We start from the raw sequence: 17,052 nt of genomic DNA on the forward strand, positions 1-17,052 counted from the left end.
TCGCGCAGGGGAACCATGTTCGGCTCCGTCAGGTCGCAGACCACGATATCGGCCTTGGCGCCCGGCGCGAGCCGGCCGATGTCCTCGCGCCCCAGCAGCCGCGCGGCGCCGATCGTGGCGGCGTGGAACACGCGGGCGGTGGAGCAGGTGTGGCGCGGGCCTGCGGCCAGACGGGCGATGGTCTCGGCGGTCCGCATTTCCTCGATCATGTTCTGGGGGTGGGTGTCGGTCCCGATGGCGATGTTGACGCCCGCGTCCATGTAGGCGCCGAGGTGGTGCATCATGCTCGCGTCGCGGGCGAAGACGGTGGGGCAGTGCGCAACGCTTGCCCCGGTCTCGGCGAGAAGCGCTAGGTCGCGTCGCCGCGGCCAGTTGAGCCACGGGTGTTCATCGGTGAACACGGCGTGGCCGATGATCGTGCGCGGGCCGAGAAAGCCCAGTCCGTGCAGGTATTCGATGGGGGTCTTGTCATGGCGGCGCAGCATCCCGTTGAACTCCGGGTAGCTCTGGGCGCCGTGGGTATGCAGCGAGCGGCCCGTCCGGCGGGCGAGTTCCGCTGCGGCCACCAGCAGCTCCGGCGTGCAGGTGTCCACCTGCGCGGGCGTCACCAGCGCGGAGAGACGGCCGCAGGGATGCGCCTCGGCCTCGTCCATGACCGCCTGCGCCTCCTCGAAGGCGCTGGCCCCCATGTCGTCGGCCCAGTCGTACTTGATCTCGTGACCGGTGTCGGTCCACCAGCGCGCGGAGCGGAACATCGGTGCGGCCCAGACGCGCAGGCCGCTCTCGGCCAGCAGCGGCAGCCAGCCGCGATAGGCGTGGCTGAGGTCCACGATCGAAGTCGCGCCGCAGGCGGCCAGTTCCGCGAGGCCGTAGCGGGCGGAGGCGAGCTGCGCGGCGTGGTCCTGCAGGAAGCTCTGCCGGAAGTGCTGGCGCGAGCTGTAGAACAGGCGCGGGTTGCCGAACTCCTCGACGAAGCCGCGGAAGATGGGCGTCTGCGTCGGGTGGCAGTGGACGTCGATCAGGCCGGGGATCACGAGGCGGTCGGCGCCGTCGATCTCGTGCGCCACGGGCCCCTCGTGCCGCCCGCCGACCGTGACCAGACGGTCGCCGGCCCACGCGACGTCGCCGTTGCGGCGGTAGACGTGGGCGCCCGCCGCCGCGTCCCAGCCGACGATCCAGGCGGCGCGGCGGATGGCGGTGACAGGGCCGCTCAGAACAGGGTTCGGGGAAGCCACGTGACGAACTCCGGAAAGGCGGTCATGACGACCAGAAGCAGGCAGAAGCAGGCGAGGAACGGCAGGACGCCGCGCACCACGTCGCCGACGTCGCCGCGCCCGCGCACCGCCTGCACGACGTAGAGGTTCATGCCGACGGGCGGCGTGATCAGCGCGATCTCGCACATGATGACGAGGAAGATGCCGAACCACAGCGGATCGTAACCGATGGCGGCGACGACGGGGAACACAATGGGGATTGTCGCGATCATCATGGCGAGCGAGTCGAGAAAGCAGCCGAGCGCGACGTAGAACAGCACCAGCAGCACCACCATCTGCCACGGCGCGACGTTCACCGAGGCCATCGCGCGGGAGACCTGCCCCGGCACGCCGAGGATGCCGACGACGAAGTTGAGGTAGAACGCCGCGATCAGGATCAGCAGCGTGATCGCGGTGACGCGCACGGTGCTGAGCAGGCTGGCCTGGAGCATCGGCCAGCGCAGGTCGCCGTTGGCGGCCACGAGCCCCAGCGCAGCCGTCACGCCCAGACCCGCGGCTTCGGTCGGCGTGGCCCAGCCGCCATAGATGCTGCCCATGACGAGGGCGAAGATGAACAGCGGCGGCAGCAGGTCGCGAAGCCGGCGCAGGCGCTCGGCCATGGGGGCGGGCTCGGAGCGGCCGCTCATGGCGGGGTTCAGGAGGCTGGCGACCACGACCATGCCCATGAACAGCAGCGCGAGCAGCAGGCCGGGCAGGACGCCTGCAAGGAAAAGCTGGCCGATCGAGGTGTTGGTCAGCGCGCCGTAGATGATGAGGTTGATCGAGGGCGGGATCAGGATGCCGAGCGTCGCCCCGCTCGCGACCGTGCCCAGCACCCAGCGTTCGGCGTAGCCCTTGCCGCGGAAGGCCGGAAAGGCGACCGTGCCGATGGTGGCCGCTGTCGCCACCGAGGAGCCGGAGATCGAGGCGAACACGGTCGAGGCGGCGATGTTGGTGTGCAGCAGCCCGCCGGGCAATCGTCGCAACCAGTCGTCCAGCGCGACATACATCCGCTCCGTCACGCGGCCGCGCACGAGGATCTCGCCCATCAGGACGTAGAGCGGGATCGCCACCAGCAGGAAGTTGTTGAGCGTGCCCCACATCAGCGTGCCGAAGGGGCGGAACATGGCGTCGCCGAAAAACCACCAGGCCGCCAGCGCCGCGGTCAGGAACAGCGCCGTCGCGATCGGAAGGCCCAGCGCCAGCAGCGCGAGCATGGCGAGAAAGCCCCCGGCGATGGTCTCGATGCTGGCCAATGCTCAGGCCCTGCCGTCGGCGCGGTCGGTCGTGAAGGCCTCCAGTTCCTCCTCCACGCTCGCGCCGCCGTATTCGACGGAGATGCGCCCGGGCGCGGTGGCGAACAGCAGCGCGGCGCGCAGGGCGTGGACGACCGCGGCCAGCGCGAAATAGGCCAGTCCCGCCACCCACAGCCCCTGCGGGATCCAGAGGGGCGTCTGCAACGGCGTGTTGGCGCGGGACTGGAAGGTCAGCGTGTCGGCCAGCGTCAGCCAGCCGCGCCACGCCATGAACAGCACCATGCCGGCGAGCGCCCAGTAGGCCGCGACATGGGCGAGGCCCTGCGCGCCGGCCGGCAACCGGCGCACCAGCAGGTCGATGCGCGTGAAGGCGCGCTCGCACAGCACATGCGCCATGCCGAGCGAGCCCACCATCGCCAGCGCATAGCCGCCCAGCTCGTCGGTGCCCTGCACCGAGTAGCCGAACAGCTTGCGCGCCACGACGTCGAAGCCGATGAGCAGGGCGAGCGCGAGCACGCCGAGCCCGGCGACGAAGGCCAGCCCGGTCGCCCCGACCTCCAGTCCCTTGAGCGCTCCCCTGCCCATCGCGCCCTCAGTTGGTCGGAGCGGACATGCCGCGGACGGCGCCCACGGTGTCGTTCCAGACGCCGGCGCAGCCCGCATAGACCCGTTCGCAGCGCGTGGCCCAGTCGGTCAGGACCACCTCCTCGGCGATGGCGCGCAGCGTGTCGAAGTCGCTGTCGGCGAGCTCGACCAGCGTCAGGCCATAGGCGCCGTAGATCGGGCTGTCGCAGGCGCCGCCGGTGGTGCAGGACAGCGCCATGTCATTGGTGGTGGCCGCGAGCGCCCAAAGCGCGTCCTCCAGCGCCGCGAACTCGGCGGAGAGGTCCGTGCGCTGCTCATCGGTCAGGCCGCGCCACCAGGAGGCGTTGACGACATGCGCCTGCACGGAGCCGGAGACCGACAGCGGCAGCACATGGGTCGTGACCTCAGGCCACTTGCCGGTGTTGGCCGAGGTCGCCGACGTGATGCCGCAGCTCGCCACGCCGCGCTGGAGGGCGGGATAGACCTCCGGGAAGGCGAGCGTTACTGGGCTCGCGCCCAGCCGCTCCAGCATCGCCGACATGGAGGCGGTGAAGGAGCGGACCTTCTTGCCCTGCATGTCCGCCAGCGTGGCGATGGGCTCGGCGCAGAAGAAGATCTGGCCGCCGAAGGGCCACAGCGCCACGGGGATGACGTCGAAGCGCTCCTCCAGCCGGGCGGCGAAGACGGCGCGGTAGGCGTCCACCGACTCGCGCAGCGCGTCGACGTCGGTCGACACGCCGATCAGGTCGATCCCCTCCAGGAACGGGTCGTCGCTCGCGACGAGGCCGACCTGGATCGAGGCGACGTCGAACGCGCCGGAGCGGATCAGCCGCAGGCCGTCGGCCATGTTGATGCCCAGCGCCTGGAACTCGCTGCGGTCCACACGGAAGCCGGCCGCCCCGAGCGCCTCGATGGACGCGGCCTCGACCGGGTATTGCGAGCTGGCGGCCTGCGACTGGCTGAGCCAGCGCACGGGGGTCTGGGCCTGGACGGCGCCGGCGGCGAGCGTCAGCGCGAGGGCGGTTCGGAACAGGGCGGGCATTTGATCCTCCAGATTGTTCGGCGTGAGACAGCGCTGCGCTTCACGAAGCTGTCAATGTCGTGATGCGAGAAACGCCGCGGCGGGCGGACTTGCCCGATTTTACGGCCATGGGGCCGTGCGGCGCCGCGAGGGCGATCAAACCTGCGGGGCAGACGGGGCTTGCGACAGCTCGGGCGGTCATGCGGTCGGGCTGGTCGCGACGGCGACGGTGACGCCCGCGGCGTGTCAGGGAGGGGTGAAGATGGGGGCGCGTCGGTGACATCCTGCGGCGTTGTCCTGTCGCCTGCGTCAGCGTTAATCTTCCCGATGCGGTCGTGCGGGAGCCCGCATGTCCCCGCACGACGTCGCGCCCAGTCATCGGGTGATCCATCCGTGGGCGCCGAGGTTCGACCGGACCTTCATGACTGCCTGTCCGCGAAGGTCGGCTCGATCCGCGTCGCGGCGACGCCGTCGAAGAAATGAAGCTTCGAATAGGGGACAGCGACCTCGAGCCGACCGCCCCGCGCAAGGGCGGCGAGGCGCCCTTCCGGAACGACGACGCGCGTCAGCGTATCGCCGGTCCGCAGCGTCAGGATGGCGCGGGGCCCGAGAAGCTCCGTCAGTTCGATCGTTCCGCAATAGCGCAGACAGGGCCCCGTCGCCGGATGCTCCTCCCCCGCCAGAACGTCGTCCGGGCGGAAGCCGGCCTGGACCGATCCGGCGCCGGGCGCGCGCAGCGCGACGGCGCCCAGCGGCGTCTCGATGCGGTCCGGCGCGGCAAAGGCCTTCATGAGGTTCATTGCCGGGCTGCCTATGAAGTCGGCGACCATGGCCGTCGCGGGCTTGCGGAACACCTCGGACGGCGCGCCGACCTGCGCCACCCGGCCGCCGTCCATCACGATGATCCGGTCGGCCATGCTCAGCGCCTCCTCCTGGTCATGGGTGACGAGGATCGTCGTCGCGCCTATGGCGCGGTGGAGCAGCATCAGCTCTCCGCGCATCCGGACGCGAAGCCGGGCGTCGAGGTTGCTCAGCGGCTCGTCGAACAGAAAGAGAGCTGGTCGACGAACAATCGCCCGGCCGATGGCGACGCGCTGTTGCTGGCCGCCCGAAAGCTCCGAGGGCATCCGCTTGAGCAGCGCTTCGAGCCCGAGCAGCGCCGCCGTCTCGCGGACGCGTTCCGCTGCCTCGCGGCGCGGGGCCCCGCGCGCCCGCAAGCCGAAACCGATGTTCTGCGCCACCGTCATGGTCGGATAGAGCGCGTAGCTCTGGAACACCATCGCGACGTCGCGCTCGCGCGGCTCGAGGTCCGAGACGTCCCGGTCGCCGATGAAGACGCGGCCCTCGCTCTGCCGCTCCAGGCCGGCGATGATGCGCAGGGTCGTGGACTTGCCGCAGCCCGAGGGACCCAGCAGCACGGTGAACTCCCCGGCCAGGAACTCCAGGTCGAGCCCCTTGAGGATCTCCGTCGACCCGGTCCGCTTGTGCAGCCCCTCCAGCCGAGCCCCGCGCGCCAGTCCGCAAGTCGGGCCGCTCATCCCTTCACGCCCCCGCCCATGCCCCGGATCAGACGCGACTGGACCCAGAACGACGCGACGAGGACAGGCGCCATGGCGACAAGGACGGCGACGGCCATCCCCCCCATGTCCACGCCGCGAAATGTGGAGAAGCCGGCGACTGTCACCGGAAGCGTGCGGTTCGCGCCGCCGGTCAGGATCAGCGCATAGAACAGGTCGTTCCACGACAGCACGAAGCCGAAGATGGCCGCCGCCCCGACGCCGGGAGCGACGGCCGGCAGCACCACGCGGCGGAAGGCCTGGGCCCGGGTGCAGCCGTCGATCATCGCCTGCTCCTCCAGCGCCCGGGGAACCTCGTCGAAAAAGCCTATGAGGAACCATGTGACGATCGGCGCGACGAAGGTCAGGTGGGCGACGACGAGGGCCGGCAGCGTGCCGTTCAGCCCAAGCCGATGGAAGGCGAGGAACAGCGGCACGATCAGGATCGACGGCGGGATAAGCTCGGCGGCGATGACGGCGAGCCTCGTGGTGGCGGAGGCCTTGAATCGCGAGATCGCGTAGGCGCCGGGGCAGGCGACCAGCAGCGCGATCGCCACCGTCGCAACGCCGACAAGCGCGCTGTTCAGGATGGCGCGGGGCGTCTGAGATCCGCCGATCACCGCACGCCAGTTTTCCAGCGTCGGGGCGAAGATCCACACGTCGGGCGAGGCGACCAGCGAAACGGGTTTCAGCGAGGTCAGCGCCATCCAGAAGAACGGGAAAAGCGCGACCGCCGTCGCGGCGGCGAGAACCGTCCAGCCGACCGCGCCGGGCGGCCTCATCGCGACCGCCGCGCCGCCGCCACGAAGGCGGCCACGCCCAGCAGCAAAATAGCGGCGAGCAGGAAGGCGGCCGCCGCTGCTTCACCCATCCGGAAGAAGCGGAAGCCAACCTGATAGATGTGGAACTGCATCGTCTCCGTCGCGACGCCGGGGCCGCCGCGCGTGATGGCGAAGACATATTCGAACACCTTGAAGGCGTCGAGCGCCCGGATCACCACCGCCACCACGATGACAGGACGCAGCATCGGCAGCGTCAGCGCCCGGAAGGTGAGCCATGGCCCGGCGCCGTCGACCCGGGCAGCCTCGAACGGCGCCTTCGGCAGGGCCTCCAGCCCCGCGAGGAACATGAGCAGCATGAAGGGCGTCCACTGCCAGACGTCGATCAGCACCAGGCTGAACAGCGCCATGTCGCGCCCGAACCAGTCGACGGTCGCGATCGGCGACAGCAGCCAGGGGATGACGCCGAATTCGGCGTTCATCATGAAGCGGAAGGTCAGGCCGACGGCGATGGGCGTGACGAACATCGGCGCCAGCAGCAGCGCCTGCGCAACCCTCCGGACGACCCCGAAGCGGCGCAGATGCACCGCGAGGGCGAGGCCGAGCAGGAGCTCCAGCGACACGGCGAGGCCGACGAAGACGCCCGTGTTGCGCAGCGCGTTCCAGAATGCGCCGTCACCCAACACATGCTCGAAGTTCTCCAAGCCGAGGAAACGCACGTCGTCGAGCCGGGTCAGACGCCAGTCGTGGAGCGAGATCCAGCCCGAGAACAGGATCGGCCAGGCGAGGGTCGCCAGCAGCAGCGCCGCGAGGGGCGCGAGCATGAGGCTGGCGAACCGCACCGTTCGACCTCAGCGGACGCGTTCGACGCGCCGGCGCGCGTCGGCGAGCGCGTCGGCCGGCGACTTGGCGCCGGAGACCGCCTCGCTGAGCTCCGTCCCGACGATCTCGATGATCTCCTCGGCGGCGACGCCCGTGGCCAGCGGTTGCGCCGTCGCCAGGATCTCGGCGACCGTTGCGTAATAGTCCTCGCCGAAGCCCTGGGCCCAGACGTCGGGATCGCGCGTCACGCTCTCGCGCGTGGGGGCGCCGCCGGCGATCACGCGCGCGCGGTCGGTATCCGGCGCGGTGAGCCACGAGATGAACGCCCATGCGGCGTCCTTGTCGGCGGCGTTGGCGGCGATGGCCCAGTGCCAGGCGCCAAGGACCGCCTTGCGGCCGGGCACGGGGTGCAGCCGGAAAGACCCGGCGAGATCGCCGGCAGGGCCGTCCGGCGCGTTGAGGGTCGGCAACATCCAGTTGTAGCTGAGCATCATCGCCGATCCGCCCGAGGCGACCGAGCGTAGCGCCTCGTCGAAGCCCCAGTTGAGCGAGTTGGCCGGCGCGGCAGCGCGGTGGGTTTCGATGTAGGCCTCGAGAGCGGCCACCGCCTCCGGCGAGTCGACCACCACCGAGCCGTCTTCGGCAAACAGGGCGCCGCCGCTTGCGAACAGCCAGTTCGTCCACTCCTCCATGATCTTGTAGCCGCGCTGCGGCTGCATCGCGATCCCCCGCATGTCGTCCGTGGTCAGGCTGCGCGCCAGCGCCATGAAGGCCGCGAGCGAGTCCGGGGCCGCGAGGCCGGCGGCCTCAATCAAATCCTGCCGGACGATAAGGCCGAGCGCATAGTTGTAGTAGGGAACGCCATAGATTTCGCCCTCGACCTCGCCGATGGCCGCGAGGGGGGTAAAGAAGTCGTCATAGTCATAGCCGGGCGTTCCCTCGATGCGCGCCCGCAGCGGCTCCAGATAGCCCGCCCGCGCGAACTCCTCCATCCAGGGGTTGTCGACGATGATGACGTCGTAGGTCGCGGTCGGCGCCAGCGCCGAGGTGATGATCCGGTCGCGCATCGCATCGAAGGGCATCGCCTCGAAGACGACCTCGATTCCGGGATGCTCCTGCGCGAAGTCTGCGCTCAGGGCGCGCACGATGTCGTAGTCCGGCACCTCCTCGACGATCACCGTGAGTTGGGTCGCTCCCGCGGCTCCCGCCGCAAGACCGGCTGCTATCGCGATCGCATGTTTCATCGTCAGGCTCCTTGCAGGTTGCGCCGCCGCGAGCTGGCGGCGGCCTGATTGTCGTGCGGCGTCGCCGGCTCAGGCCATTTCTTCGGTTGCTAAGGTGACGTGGACGCCTGCGTCGGCGAGGGCGTCTGCGAGGGGTTGGGGTGGGGGCGCGTCGGTGATGAGGGCGTCGAGGGCTGCGAGGGGGCAGACCTTCGCGACCGAGAGCCTTTCGAACTTGGAGCTGTCGAGGAGGGCGACGACGCGGGCGGCGCGCTCGATGAGGGCGCGTTTGATCTCGGCGTCGTCGAGCGAATAGTCGAACAACCCCGTCGCGGCGACGCCGGAGGCGCCGATGAACACGACGTCGAAGTGGAACGTCTCGATGTGGCGGCGGGTCATCGCGCCGACGAGCGACGGCTCCGACCCCTGAACCGCACCCCCCGGGGTCACCACCGTCTCGCCCGCGGCCCCGAGCAGGGCGGCGATCTTCAAGCTGCATGTTAGAAAGCGCACATTCTGGCCGATCAGCGCATGCGCAAGGCAGAGCGTGGTCGAGCCGATATCGAGCGCGACAAAGGCGCCCCGCGTGAGCGTCGTCGCGGCGTAGGCGCCGATGCGGGCCTTCCCGGCGCTGTTGCGGCGGATGCGCTCGGCCATGTCCGGCTCGACCATGTCCAGCCGCCCCGCTCCCAGTCCCACCGCGCCGCCATGGGAGCGGCGCAGCTTTCCCTGCTCGGCCAAGGCGTCCAGGTCGCGGCGGATCGTCATTTCGGACACGCCGAACATCTCCGCGAGCGCGCAACCGGAGACATAACCCTGCTGCGAGAGTTCCAGCGCGATGCGGTCGCGTCGGGCCGCCGCGGAGGGGCGCACGCTCGCGCGCCTGATCAGATGTGCGTGGGGACCGCTCGCCATGGACTGGATCACACGCGGGGTGCGTGGCCCTGTCAACGGAATTTTGCGGAAACGATCACGAATGTTGCACAAGCAAACTTTCTGGGGGATGCTCGGCGAAAGGGCCTGAGAAAGGGACGGCGCGATGGGCAGGACGGTCTTCGTGACGGGCGGGGCCAACGGCATCGGCCTGGCCTCGGCCGCGGCCTTCGCCCGCCTCGGCGACCGCGTCGCGGTCGGCGACATCGACGAGAGGGGCGCGGCGACGGCGGCGGCGGCGCTGCCGGGGGCGGTTGCGGTCCGCGTGGACGTGACGGATCGCGGCTCGGTCGAGGCGGCCTTCGCCGAGGTCGAGGCGCAGCTCGGCCCCATCGACGTGCTGCACGCCAACGCCGGCGTCTCCACGATGGCCCGGGCGGTGGACCTGACCGATGAAGACTGGGAGTTCAATTTCGCGGTCAACGCGCGCGGCGTCTTCCTGACCAACCAGATCATGGCGCGGCGGACGCTTGCAGCAGGGCGACGGGCGGCGATCGTCAACACGGCGTCGCTGGCCGCGAAGGTGGGCGCGCCGCTGCTGGCCCATTACTCGGCCAGCAAGTTCGCCGTCGTCGGCTGGACCCAGGCGCTGGCGCGCGAGCTGGCGCCGCACGGCGTCCGGGTCAACGCCGTATGCCCGGGCTTCGTGAAGACGCCCATGCAGGATCGCGAGATCCGCTGGGAGGCGCAGCTGCTGGGCCGGACGCCCGAGGCGGTGCTGCAATCCTATGTCGACCAGACGCCGCTCGGGCGACTGGAGACGCCGGAGGACGTGGCGGACGTGGTGACGTTCCTCGCGTCGGACGGGGCGCGGTTCATGACGGGGCAGGCGATCAACGTGACGGGCGGCGTCTACATGACGTGACCGCGCGGCGGCCGGCGGGGGGCGCCGGCCAGAGACCAGAGGGGGGGGCGGCCGGGGGCCGCCTGCAAGGAGAGTTCGAACCATGCCGTTTCCCTGTTTCGAAGGCCGCCGCAAGGTCGTGGTCGCGATGGCCCATATCGGGGCGCTGCCCGGCGCGCCGCTCCACGACGCGGCGGGCGGCATGGCCGCGCTGATCGATGGCGTGGCGGCGGACGTGGCGCGGCTGCAGGACGGCGGCGTGGACGCCATCATGTTCGGCAACGAGAACGACCGGCCCTATCTGACGAAGGCCACCCCGGAGAGCGTTGCGGCGATGACCGCCGTGGTGGCGGCGGTGAAGCCGGCGCTGCGGGTGCCCTTCGGCGTCAACTACCTGTGGGACCCGGCGGCCTCGGTGGCGATCGCCGTCGCGACGGGGGCCGCCTTCGTGCGCGAGATCTTCACAGGGGTCTTCGCCTCCGACATGGGCCTCTGGACGCCCGACGCGGCGGCGGCGGTGCGCCTGCGCGCCACGCTGGGGCGGCCCGACCTGAAGCTGATGTTCAACATCAACGCCGAGTTCGCCCACAGCCTCGACCGCCGCGAGATCGGCCTGCGCGCGCGCAGCGCGGTGTTCTCCTCGCTGGCCGACGCGGTGCTGGTGTCGGGCCCGATCACCGGCCAGCCGGCCGAGATGAGCGATCTGGCCGCGGTCGCCGAGGCTGTGCGCCCCGTTCCCGTCCTCGCCAACACCGGCGTCACCATCGATAACGTGGCCGAGGTCATGCGGCTGGCCGACGGCTGCGTCATCGGCACCCACTTCAAGGTCGACGGAAACACGTGGAACCCCGTCGACCCCGACCGCGTCCGCCGCTTCATGGACCTCGTGAACGGGTTGCGCTGACCATGCACGCGGTGATCGGCCTCGACATCGGCACCACGTCGACCATCGGGGTGACGATCACCGCCGCAGGCGAGACGCTGGCCCACGCCGCCCGCCCCACCACCCTCAGCGCGCCAAGACCGGGCTGGGCCGAGGAGGATCCGGCGCAATGGTGGGACAACGTCTGCGCCGTGACGCGGGAGATGCTGGCCGCGTCGGGGCTCGCGCCCGGCGCGGTGCGCGCCGTGGCGGTGACCGGGATGCTGCCCGCGGTCGTGCTGCTGGACGCTGAGGGGCGCGTCCTGCGGCCCGCCATCCAGCAGTCGGACGGCCGCTGCGGGCGGGAGGTGGCGGCGCTGCGGGCCGAGCTGGACGAGGCCGCTTTCTGCGCGCGGGTGGGAAACGGGATCAACCAGCAGCTCGTGGCCGCGAAGCTGCGCTGGGTGGCGCGCTGCGAGCCGGAGGTCTTCGCCCGCGTCGCCACGGTCTTTGGCTCCTACGACTATGTGAACCACCGCCTGACCGGCGAGCGCCGCGCCGAGCGCAACTGGGCCCTCGAAGCAGGCTTTCTGGATGCGGAGGCGGGGACGCCCGCCGACGATCTGATCGCCCTGGGCGGGCTGGAGCGCGACACGATTCCGCCGCTGGTGCGGTCGGACGAGGCCCATGGCCGCGTGACAGCGGCCGCGGCGGCGGCGACAGGCCTCGCCGCGGGAACCCTCGTCATGGGCGGCGCCGCCGATCATGTGGCGTCGGCCTATGCGGCGGGCGTGCTGGAGCCGGGCGACGTGCTGCTGAAGTTCGGCGGCGCGGCGGACATCCTGACCGCGGCGGCGCGCTACGCGCCCGATCCGCGGATGTTTCTCGATCACCACCTCGTTCCCGGCCTCTGGATGCCCAACGGCTGCATGGCGACGGGCGGGGTGGCGCTCAACTGGTTTGCGGATGCGTTCGGGGCCGGGGCGCCGCGGCGGGAGGGCGAGACGATCCATGCCGCGCTCGACCGGCTGGCGGCGGAGGTTTCGCCCGGCGCGGACGGCGTGATGATCGTGCCCTACTTCCTGGGAGAGAAGACGCCGCTGCATGACGTGAACGCGCGCGGCGTGGTCAGCGGGCTCAGCCTCAGCCACGGTCTCGGCCATCTCTGGCGGGCCTTGCTGGAGGGCTACGGCTACGCCTTCCGGCACCATGTGGAGGTCCTGCGCGAGATGGGCTGTCCCGCCCGCCGCTTCATCGCCTCTGACGGCGGCGCGCGCTCGCGCGTGTGGATGCAGGCGGTCGCGAACATCCTGCAGGCGGAGATCGCGCTGCTGGAGGGCCATCCCGGCTCCTGTCTCGGCGCGGCCTGGACCGCGGCGATCGGGGCGGGTCTGTCGGACGACTGGGGCGGGGTCGCGCGCTTCGTGCGCCACGGGGAGACCGTGCGGCCCGACGCCGCCGCCGCGACCGTCCACGAGGCGGGCTACCGGCGGTTCCGCGAGACCTACGAACGGCTGCGCGGTATGGACGGAGCGGCGGCGTGAGGCCCCTCGCCGTAGCCTGGGACGCGGGCGGGACGCTGATCGACAGCGAGCCGATCCACCTGCGGGCCCTGCTGCGCGTCGCGGCGGAGCACGGGGCCGACCTGTCAGGCTGGACGGACGACGCCTTCGTGGGCGTCGCGCTGCCGGATGTCTGGACCGCGGTCGCGCCTCGGTTCAGAGGCATCGACGGGGCGGCGTTCGCGCGCCTCGTCAATGCCGCCTATGTCGCCGAGATCGCGGGCGCCGTGCATGCGCCGGGCGCGCGCGAGGCGCTTGGCGGAATCGCGGCGTGCGGCGTCGCGCAGGCGGCGGTGTCGAATTCGCATTGCGCGGTGGCCGAGGCCAACCGCGACGCCCTCGGCGTCCGCGCGCTGCTGCGCTGCGTCGTGGCGCTGGAGGACGTCTCGCGGCCCAAGCCGGACCCTGCGCCTTACCTGTGCGCCGCCGGGCGTCTCGGCATCGCGACAAGACGCATGATCGCGGTCGAGGACAGCGCCCCGGGCGCTGCCAGCGCGCTCTCCGCCGGCTGCGAAACCATCGCCGTCGCGCCCGTGGCGGAGCCAGGCGCCCGGCTGACGGTGGTCCGCGCGCTCGCCGAGGCGGCGGACGTCATCCGGGCGCGCATTGCCTGCGGGGCGGCGTGAGACGGCCCGACCACTCTCGCGGGGCGCGTCCGCGCCGCGCCAGCCTACCGGGGGCGCAGACCTCCGGCTTCAACGGGAAGGAGTTCGCATGAGATCGATGCTGACCGCGGCGGCCGGAGCCGCCGCCCTAACCTTGTCCCTGAACGCAGGCGGCGCGTCGGCGCAGGCCACCATCGCGCCGCCGCCGGCGCTCGCCGAGCGCGGCTACATCACTTACTGCGCGACGCTGGACAATCCTCCGCGCGCCTTCTTCGACGACCAGGTGCGCCCCACGGGCTTCGAGGTCGAGTTGGGCGAGGCCATCGCCGAGCGGATGGGGCTGCGGGTGGAGTGGACGCAGTTGCGCTTCGTCGGGTTGATCCCGGCGCTTCAGGCCGGCCAGTGCGACGCGCTGATGCAGGAGCTGTTCATCCGCGAGGAGCGGCTGGAGATCATCGACATGATCCCCTTCTCGAACACCGGCCAGCGCCTCGTCAGCCGCACGGACAACGACGCTTCGCCAGAAGACCTCGACGCGCTGTCGGGCGTCAAGGTGGGCGTCCCGAACGGCACCACCATCCACAATCTGGCGGAAGAGGCGAACATGCGCCTGCGCGGACGGGGCCAGGCGGAGATTGACCTCGTGGTGCTGCCGACCACGACGGACACCTTCCGGCTGCTCTCCACCGGCCAGCTTGACCTTGTGGGTACGACAATGACCGCCGCCGCCTACTATGTCGGCCTGCAGCCGGACCAGTTCCGCTTCGCCGGCGAACCCTTCGGCCTGATCGGCACGGGCATCGGGATCGACAAGGGCCAAGACGCCCTGACGGCGGCCATGACCGCGGCGTTCGAGGCGGTGGTCGCGGACGGGACCTATGCGGCGCTCATCGAGAAATACTCGATGCAGGGCTCCGAGCTCTGAGATGAGCTTCGACTGGGCATATTTCGTCCAGCGCATCGTCGATCCGGGCGACGCCTATCTGATGGCGCTCGGCCGGACGATCGCCATGGCGGTGCTCGCCATGGCCTTGGGCCTCGCGATCGGGATCGTGGTCGGGTTCGGCCGGCTGTCGCGCTTGCGGCTGATCCGCTTCGCCTGCGCGTTCTACATCTGGCTTATCCGCGGCGTGCCCGTGCTGGTGCTGTTGGTGTTTTTCTTCTCGGGGCTGGCCGCGGCGGGCTGGTGGCGCTTCGCGGACATGTCGGTCCTCGGCGTCACCCTGACCGCGTCGTTCCAGGCGGCCGTCGTGGCGTTGGCCGTGCACGAGGGCGCCTATATGGCCGAGATCGTACGTAACGGCGTTCAGGCGGTGGGCAAAGGCCAGATCGAGGCGGCGAAGTCGATCGGCATGACGCCCATGCAGATCACGACGCGCATCACGCTGCCCCAGGCGTCCCGGGTCATCGTCCCGCCGCTGGGCAACGACTTCAACCAAATGCTGAAGACGACCTCGCTGGCGAGCGTGATCGGGGTGCAGGAGATCTTCCTCATCACCGAGAGCCTGTCGGCCACGACCTTCAAGACCTTCGAGCTGCTGGTGGCGGTCGCGCTCACATACCTGACCCTGACGACCGTCTGGAACGTGATCCAGGCGCTGATCGAGACGCGGCTGCGCGCGCATGAGGCCGACGAGCGGCCGCCCACGTTGCGGGAGCGGCTGATCGCGGCGCTGGGCGGCGGCGGCGAGCCGGCGGCGCGGCGATGACGGGGGCGTTGCTCACCGGCGCGCCGTCTTCGGGGCCGCTGCTGTCGGCCCAGGGCGTCGGTAAACGCTTCGGGCGGCTGCAGGTACTACACGGCGTCGACATGACCGTGGATCGCGGCGAAGTGTTGGCGATCGTCGGCCCCTCGGGCTCGGGCAAGAGCACCTTCCTGCGCTGCATCAACAGCCTGGAGACCTATGACGAGGGTCGCATCCGCGTCGGCGGCGAACTCGTCGGCTACCGAGAGGAGGCCGGCCGGTTGCGGCCGCTGCCGACGCGGGAGATCACCCGCCAGCGCCAGCGCGTCGGCATGGTGTTCCAGCAGTTCAACCTGTTCTGGCACATGACGGTGCTGGAGAACGTGACCGAAGGGCCGATCCGCGTCCAGGGCCTGCCGCGGCGGGAGGCCGTGGACCGCGCGGCGGCCCTGCTGGAGCGTGTCGGGCTCGGCGCGAAGCTCGACGCCTATCCGCTGAAGCTGTCGGGGGGCCAGCAACAGCGCGCGGCCATCGCGCGGGCGCTCGCCATGCAGCCGGCGCTGATGCTCTTCGACGAGCCGACGAGCGCGCTCGACCCCGAGACGACCGGCGAAGTGCTGTCGGTGATGGCAGAGCTAGCCGCCAGCGGCATGACGATGATCGTCGTGACGCACGAGATGGGCTTCGCCAGGCGCGTCGCGCATCGGGTGGCGTTCATGGACGGCGGGCGGATCGGATTTGTGGGCGAGGCGGAGACTTTCTTCACCGCCGCCACTGACGAGCGCGTCATGCGCTTCATCGCGTCGGTCGAGCGCTAGAGCATTGCCACTTCTTACGGCAGCGGAGCCCGCGTTGACGAGAAAGGTGGCGCACGCCTTCGGTGTAGCGTGCTGCAGGAGCGCGCCGATGGGTGAGCGACCCTCCGACCCTCATCTCGGGCCGGCCAACCATCGCATCGCCTGGCTCCAGAAGCGGCCGTAGCCCGGCCAGTCGACGAAGGGTTGCGGCGCCCAGTGCGGACCGAGATCGGACGCCCAGGCAAGCGTCCGGCCTGCGCCGTGATCGCGCACCGCCAGCAGCGGATGTCCACCCTGATCGGCCGGCGCGCTGGCCAGCAACATCGCGTCCGGCTTCAGCGTGACCTCATTCAATCCGAGCAGAACCGGCCACGCAGCGCCGACAAGGCCCTCCAGAACCGGATGGTCCGGCGCATCGATCACCGCCGAAAAGCCCTCCGGCGTCTCGACCCGGTCGTCATAGGGCAGACAGTTCACCGGCAACGCCGCCTCCACCGCCGTGCCGCGCCAGCGGGCGGCGCCGTTGATGCCCTGGAAGCTGAAGTAGCCGCCGATCATCGCCAGCCCGCCGCCTGCGGTCACGTAGTCCCCCAACAGACGAACCCTGTTGGGCGCCGGTTGCCCGTGCAGCCAGACCGACGGCGGCAGCAGAAGGGTGTTCGCCCCGAGATCGGACAGCACGATCACGTCCCACGCCTGCAGCGCCTCCAGAGTGTCGGGAAAGCTAGTCGCGCATTCGTGCGCGGGCATGTACCGCACCTCGAACCCCGCAGCCTCCAGCGCCGCGACAAGCGGTTCGGCGCCGAGGTGGAAGGTGACCGAGCCGAACTGGTCGAAGCCCTTGAAGTGCGTTGCGGCGCTCACCCAGCTTTCGCCGGCAAGCAGGATCTTCAGCGTCATCGGTCGGTCTCCGTCTGGGCGTGGAAAAGGGCGCGGGGGTTGTCCACCAACATGGCGCGGATGGCCGCCTCGGACGCGCCGGCGCGGCGCAGGCGGGGGACGTAGTGGCGCAGCACGAAGGCATAGCCGTCGCCGCCGTATCGCGTGAGCATCATCTTCAGAAACACGTCCTGCGACAGCAGCAGCTGGTCGCCGACGCCCGCCTCCACCAGCCGGACGATCGCGGCGGCGGTCTGCGCGTCGCTCGGGCACTGCACGCCCTGGTCGGCATAGTGGTAGCCCATGCCGACCATGTCGTACTCGATGAACGCCCCGCGCTGCGCGCAGGCGATCTGGTAGTCGGGGTCGTCGAAGCTCGGGTTCATGTGG

At 70.6% G+C, this 17,052-nt stretch carries 17 protein-coding genes and 1 pseudogene; 7 read left to right on the top strand and 11 right to left on the bottom strand.

All coding sequences use genetic code 11. The annotated features are described in order from the left end of the window. From V7Q31_RS13380 to V7Q31_RS13420, 9 genes are all read right to left on the bottom strand, one after another. The coding region (locus V7Q31_RS13380; protein ID WP_333834366.1) for an amidohydrolase family protein at positions 1 to 1,235 on the bottom strand (1,235 nt) is incomplete at its 3' end. Continuing rightward, positions 1,211 to 2,509, bottom strand: a complete 1,299-nt coding sequence (locus tag V7Q31_RS13385) for a TRAP transporter large permease (RefSeq protein ID WP_333834367.1) — start codon at positions 2,507 to 2,509, stop codon at positions 1,211 to 1,213. The genes V7Q31_RS13380 and V7Q31_RS13385, both read right to left, overlap by 25 nt. Positions 2,510 to 2,512: 3 nt before the next feature. Next, positions 2,513 to 3,094: a TRAP transporter small permease subunit gene (locus V7Q31_RS13390; protein ID WP_333834368.1), complete on the bottom strand. Its 582-nt coding sequence runs from the start codon at positions 3,092 to 3,094 to the stop codon at positions 2,513 to 2,515. A 7-nt stretch (positions 3,095 to 3,101) separates the two neighbouring features. After that, positions 3,102 to 4,136, bottom strand: coding sequence for a TRAP transporter substrate-binding protein (locus V7Q31_RS13395; RefSeq protein WP_333834369.1), 1,035 nt, complete (start codon positions 4,134 to 4,136; stop codon positions 3,102 to 3,104). Positions 4,137 to 4,534: 398 nt separating this feature from the next. Further along, positions 4,535 to 5,653: an ABC transporter ATP-binding protein gene (locus tag V7Q31_RS13400; RefSeq protein WP_333834370.1), complete on the bottom strand. Its 1,119-nt coding sequence runs from the start codon at positions 5,651 to 5,653 to the stop codon at positions 4,535 to 4,537. After that, positions 5,650 to 6,453 carry a carbohydrate ABC transporter permease gene (locus V7Q31_RS13405; RefSeq protein ID WP_333834371.1) on the bottom strand — a complete coding sequence of 268 codons (804 nt, stop codon included), beginning with the start codon at positions 6,451 to 6,453 and terminating at the stop codon, positions 5,650 to 5,652. Before V7Q31_RS13405 ends, V7Q31_RS13400 begins: the two co-directional genes overlap by 4 nt. Next, positions 6,450 to 7,292 carry a carbohydrate ABC transporter permease gene (locus V7Q31_RS13410; RefSeq protein ID WP_333834372.1) on the bottom strand — a complete coding sequence of 281 codons (843 nt, stop codon included), beginning with the start codon at positions 7,290 to 7,292 and terminating at the stop codon, positions 6,450 to 6,452. Before V7Q31_RS13410 ends, V7Q31_RS13405 begins: the two co-directional genes overlap by 4 nt. A gap of 9 nt (positions 7,293 to 7,301) precedes the next feature. Then, complete coding sequence (locus V7Q31_RS13415) at positions 7,302 to 8,516, bottom strand: ABC transporter substrate-binding protein (protein WP_333834373.1); 1,215 nt, start codon at positions 8,514 to 8,516, stop codon at positions 7,302 to 7,304. A 69-nt stretch (positions 8,517 to 8,585) separates the two neighbouring features. After that, positions 8,586 to 9,368, bottom strand: a complete 783-nt coding sequence (locus tag V7Q31_RS13420) for a DeoR/GlpR family DNA-binding transcription regulator (RefSeq protein ID WP_333834374.1) — start codon at positions 9,366 to 9,368, stop codon at positions 8,586 to 8,588. A 166-nt stretch (positions 9,369 to 9,534) separates the two neighbouring features. Between V7Q31_RS13420 and V7Q31_RS13425 the strand changes: the two genes are divergently transcribed. The 7 genes from V7Q31_RS13425 (at position 9,535) to V7Q31_RS13455 (ending at position 15,804) form a co-directional block, all read left to right on the top strand. Further along, positions 9,535 to 10,293 carry an SDR family NAD(P)-dependent oxidoreductase gene (locus V7Q31_RS13425; protein WP_333834375.1) on the top strand — a complete coding sequence of 253 codons (759 nt, stop codon included), beginning with the start codon at positions 9,535 to 9,537 and terminating at the stop codon, positions 10,291 to 10,293. A gap of 82 nt (positions 10,294 to 10,375) precedes the next feature. Beyond that, the gene (locus V7Q31_RS13430) at positions 10,376 to 11,176 is read left to right on the top strand and encodes a BtpA/SgcQ family protein (protein ID WP_333834376.1); all 801 of its coding nucleotides are present in this window, start codon (positions 10,376 to 10,378) and stop codon (positions 11,174 to 11,176) included. A 2-nt stretch (positions 11,177 to 11,178) separates the two neighbouring features. Continuing rightward, positions 11,179 to 12,678 carry an FGGY-family carbohydrate kinase gene (locus tag V7Q31_RS13435; protein ID WP_333834377.1) on the top strand — a complete coding sequence of 500 codons (1,500 nt, stop codon included), beginning with the start codon at positions 11,179 to 11,181 and terminating at the stop codon, positions 12,676 to 12,678. Then, positions 12,675 to 13,322: an HAD family hydrolase gene (locus tag V7Q31_RS13440; protein ID WP_333834378.1), complete on the top strand. Its 648-nt coding sequence runs from the start codon at positions 12,675 to 12,677 to the stop codon at positions 13,320 to 13,322. Before V7Q31_RS13435 ends, V7Q31_RS13440 begins: the two co-directional genes overlap by 4 nt. Positions 13,323 to 13,410: 88 nt before the next feature. Beyond that, positions 13,411 to 14,226: an ABC transporter substrate-binding protein gene (locus V7Q31_RS13445; RefSeq protein WP_333834379.1), complete on the top strand. Its 816-nt coding sequence runs from the start codon at positions 13,411 to 13,413 to the stop codon at positions 14,224 to 14,226. A gap of 1 nt (position 14,227) precedes the next feature. Then, positions 14,228 to 15,010 carry an amino acid ABC transporter permease gene (locus V7Q31_RS13450; protein WP_333834380.1) on the top strand — a complete coding sequence of 261 codons (783 nt, stop codon included), beginning with the start codon at positions 14,228 to 14,230 and terminating at the stop codon, positions 15,008 to 15,010. Next, positions 15,007 to 15,804 (top strand): amino acid ABC transporter ATP-binding protein, encoded by a 798-nt coding sequence (locus V7Q31_RS13455; protein WP_333834381.1) that lies wholly within the window; start codon positions 15,007 to 15,009, stop codon positions 15,802 to 15,804. The genes V7Q31_RS13450 and V7Q31_RS13455 overlap by 4 nt, the downstream gene beginning before the upstream one ends. A 111-nt stretch (positions 15,805 to 15,915) precedes the next feature. Here V7Q31_RS13455 and V7Q31_RS13460 read toward each other — a convergent pair whose 3' ends face one another. Both V7Q31_RS13460 and V7Q31_RS13465 read right to left on the bottom strand, forming a co-directional pair. Further along, a complete protein-coding gene (locus V7Q31_RS13460) occupies positions 15,916 to 16,683 on the bottom strand; it encodes a glutamine amidotransferase (protein ID WP_333834382.1) in 768 nt (255 codons plus the stop codon). Then, a pseudogene (locus V7Q31_RS13465) lies at positions 16,680 to 17,052 on the bottom strand (phosphotriesterase-related protein); the annotation flags it as partial. The gene V7Q31_RS13460 and the pseudogene V7Q31_RS13465, both read right to left, overlap by 4 nt.

This window comes from Rubrimonas sp., assembly GCF_036788415.1.
GTDB lineage: Bacteria > Pseudomonadota > Alphaproteobacteria > Rhodobacterales > Rhodobacteraceae > Rubrimonas.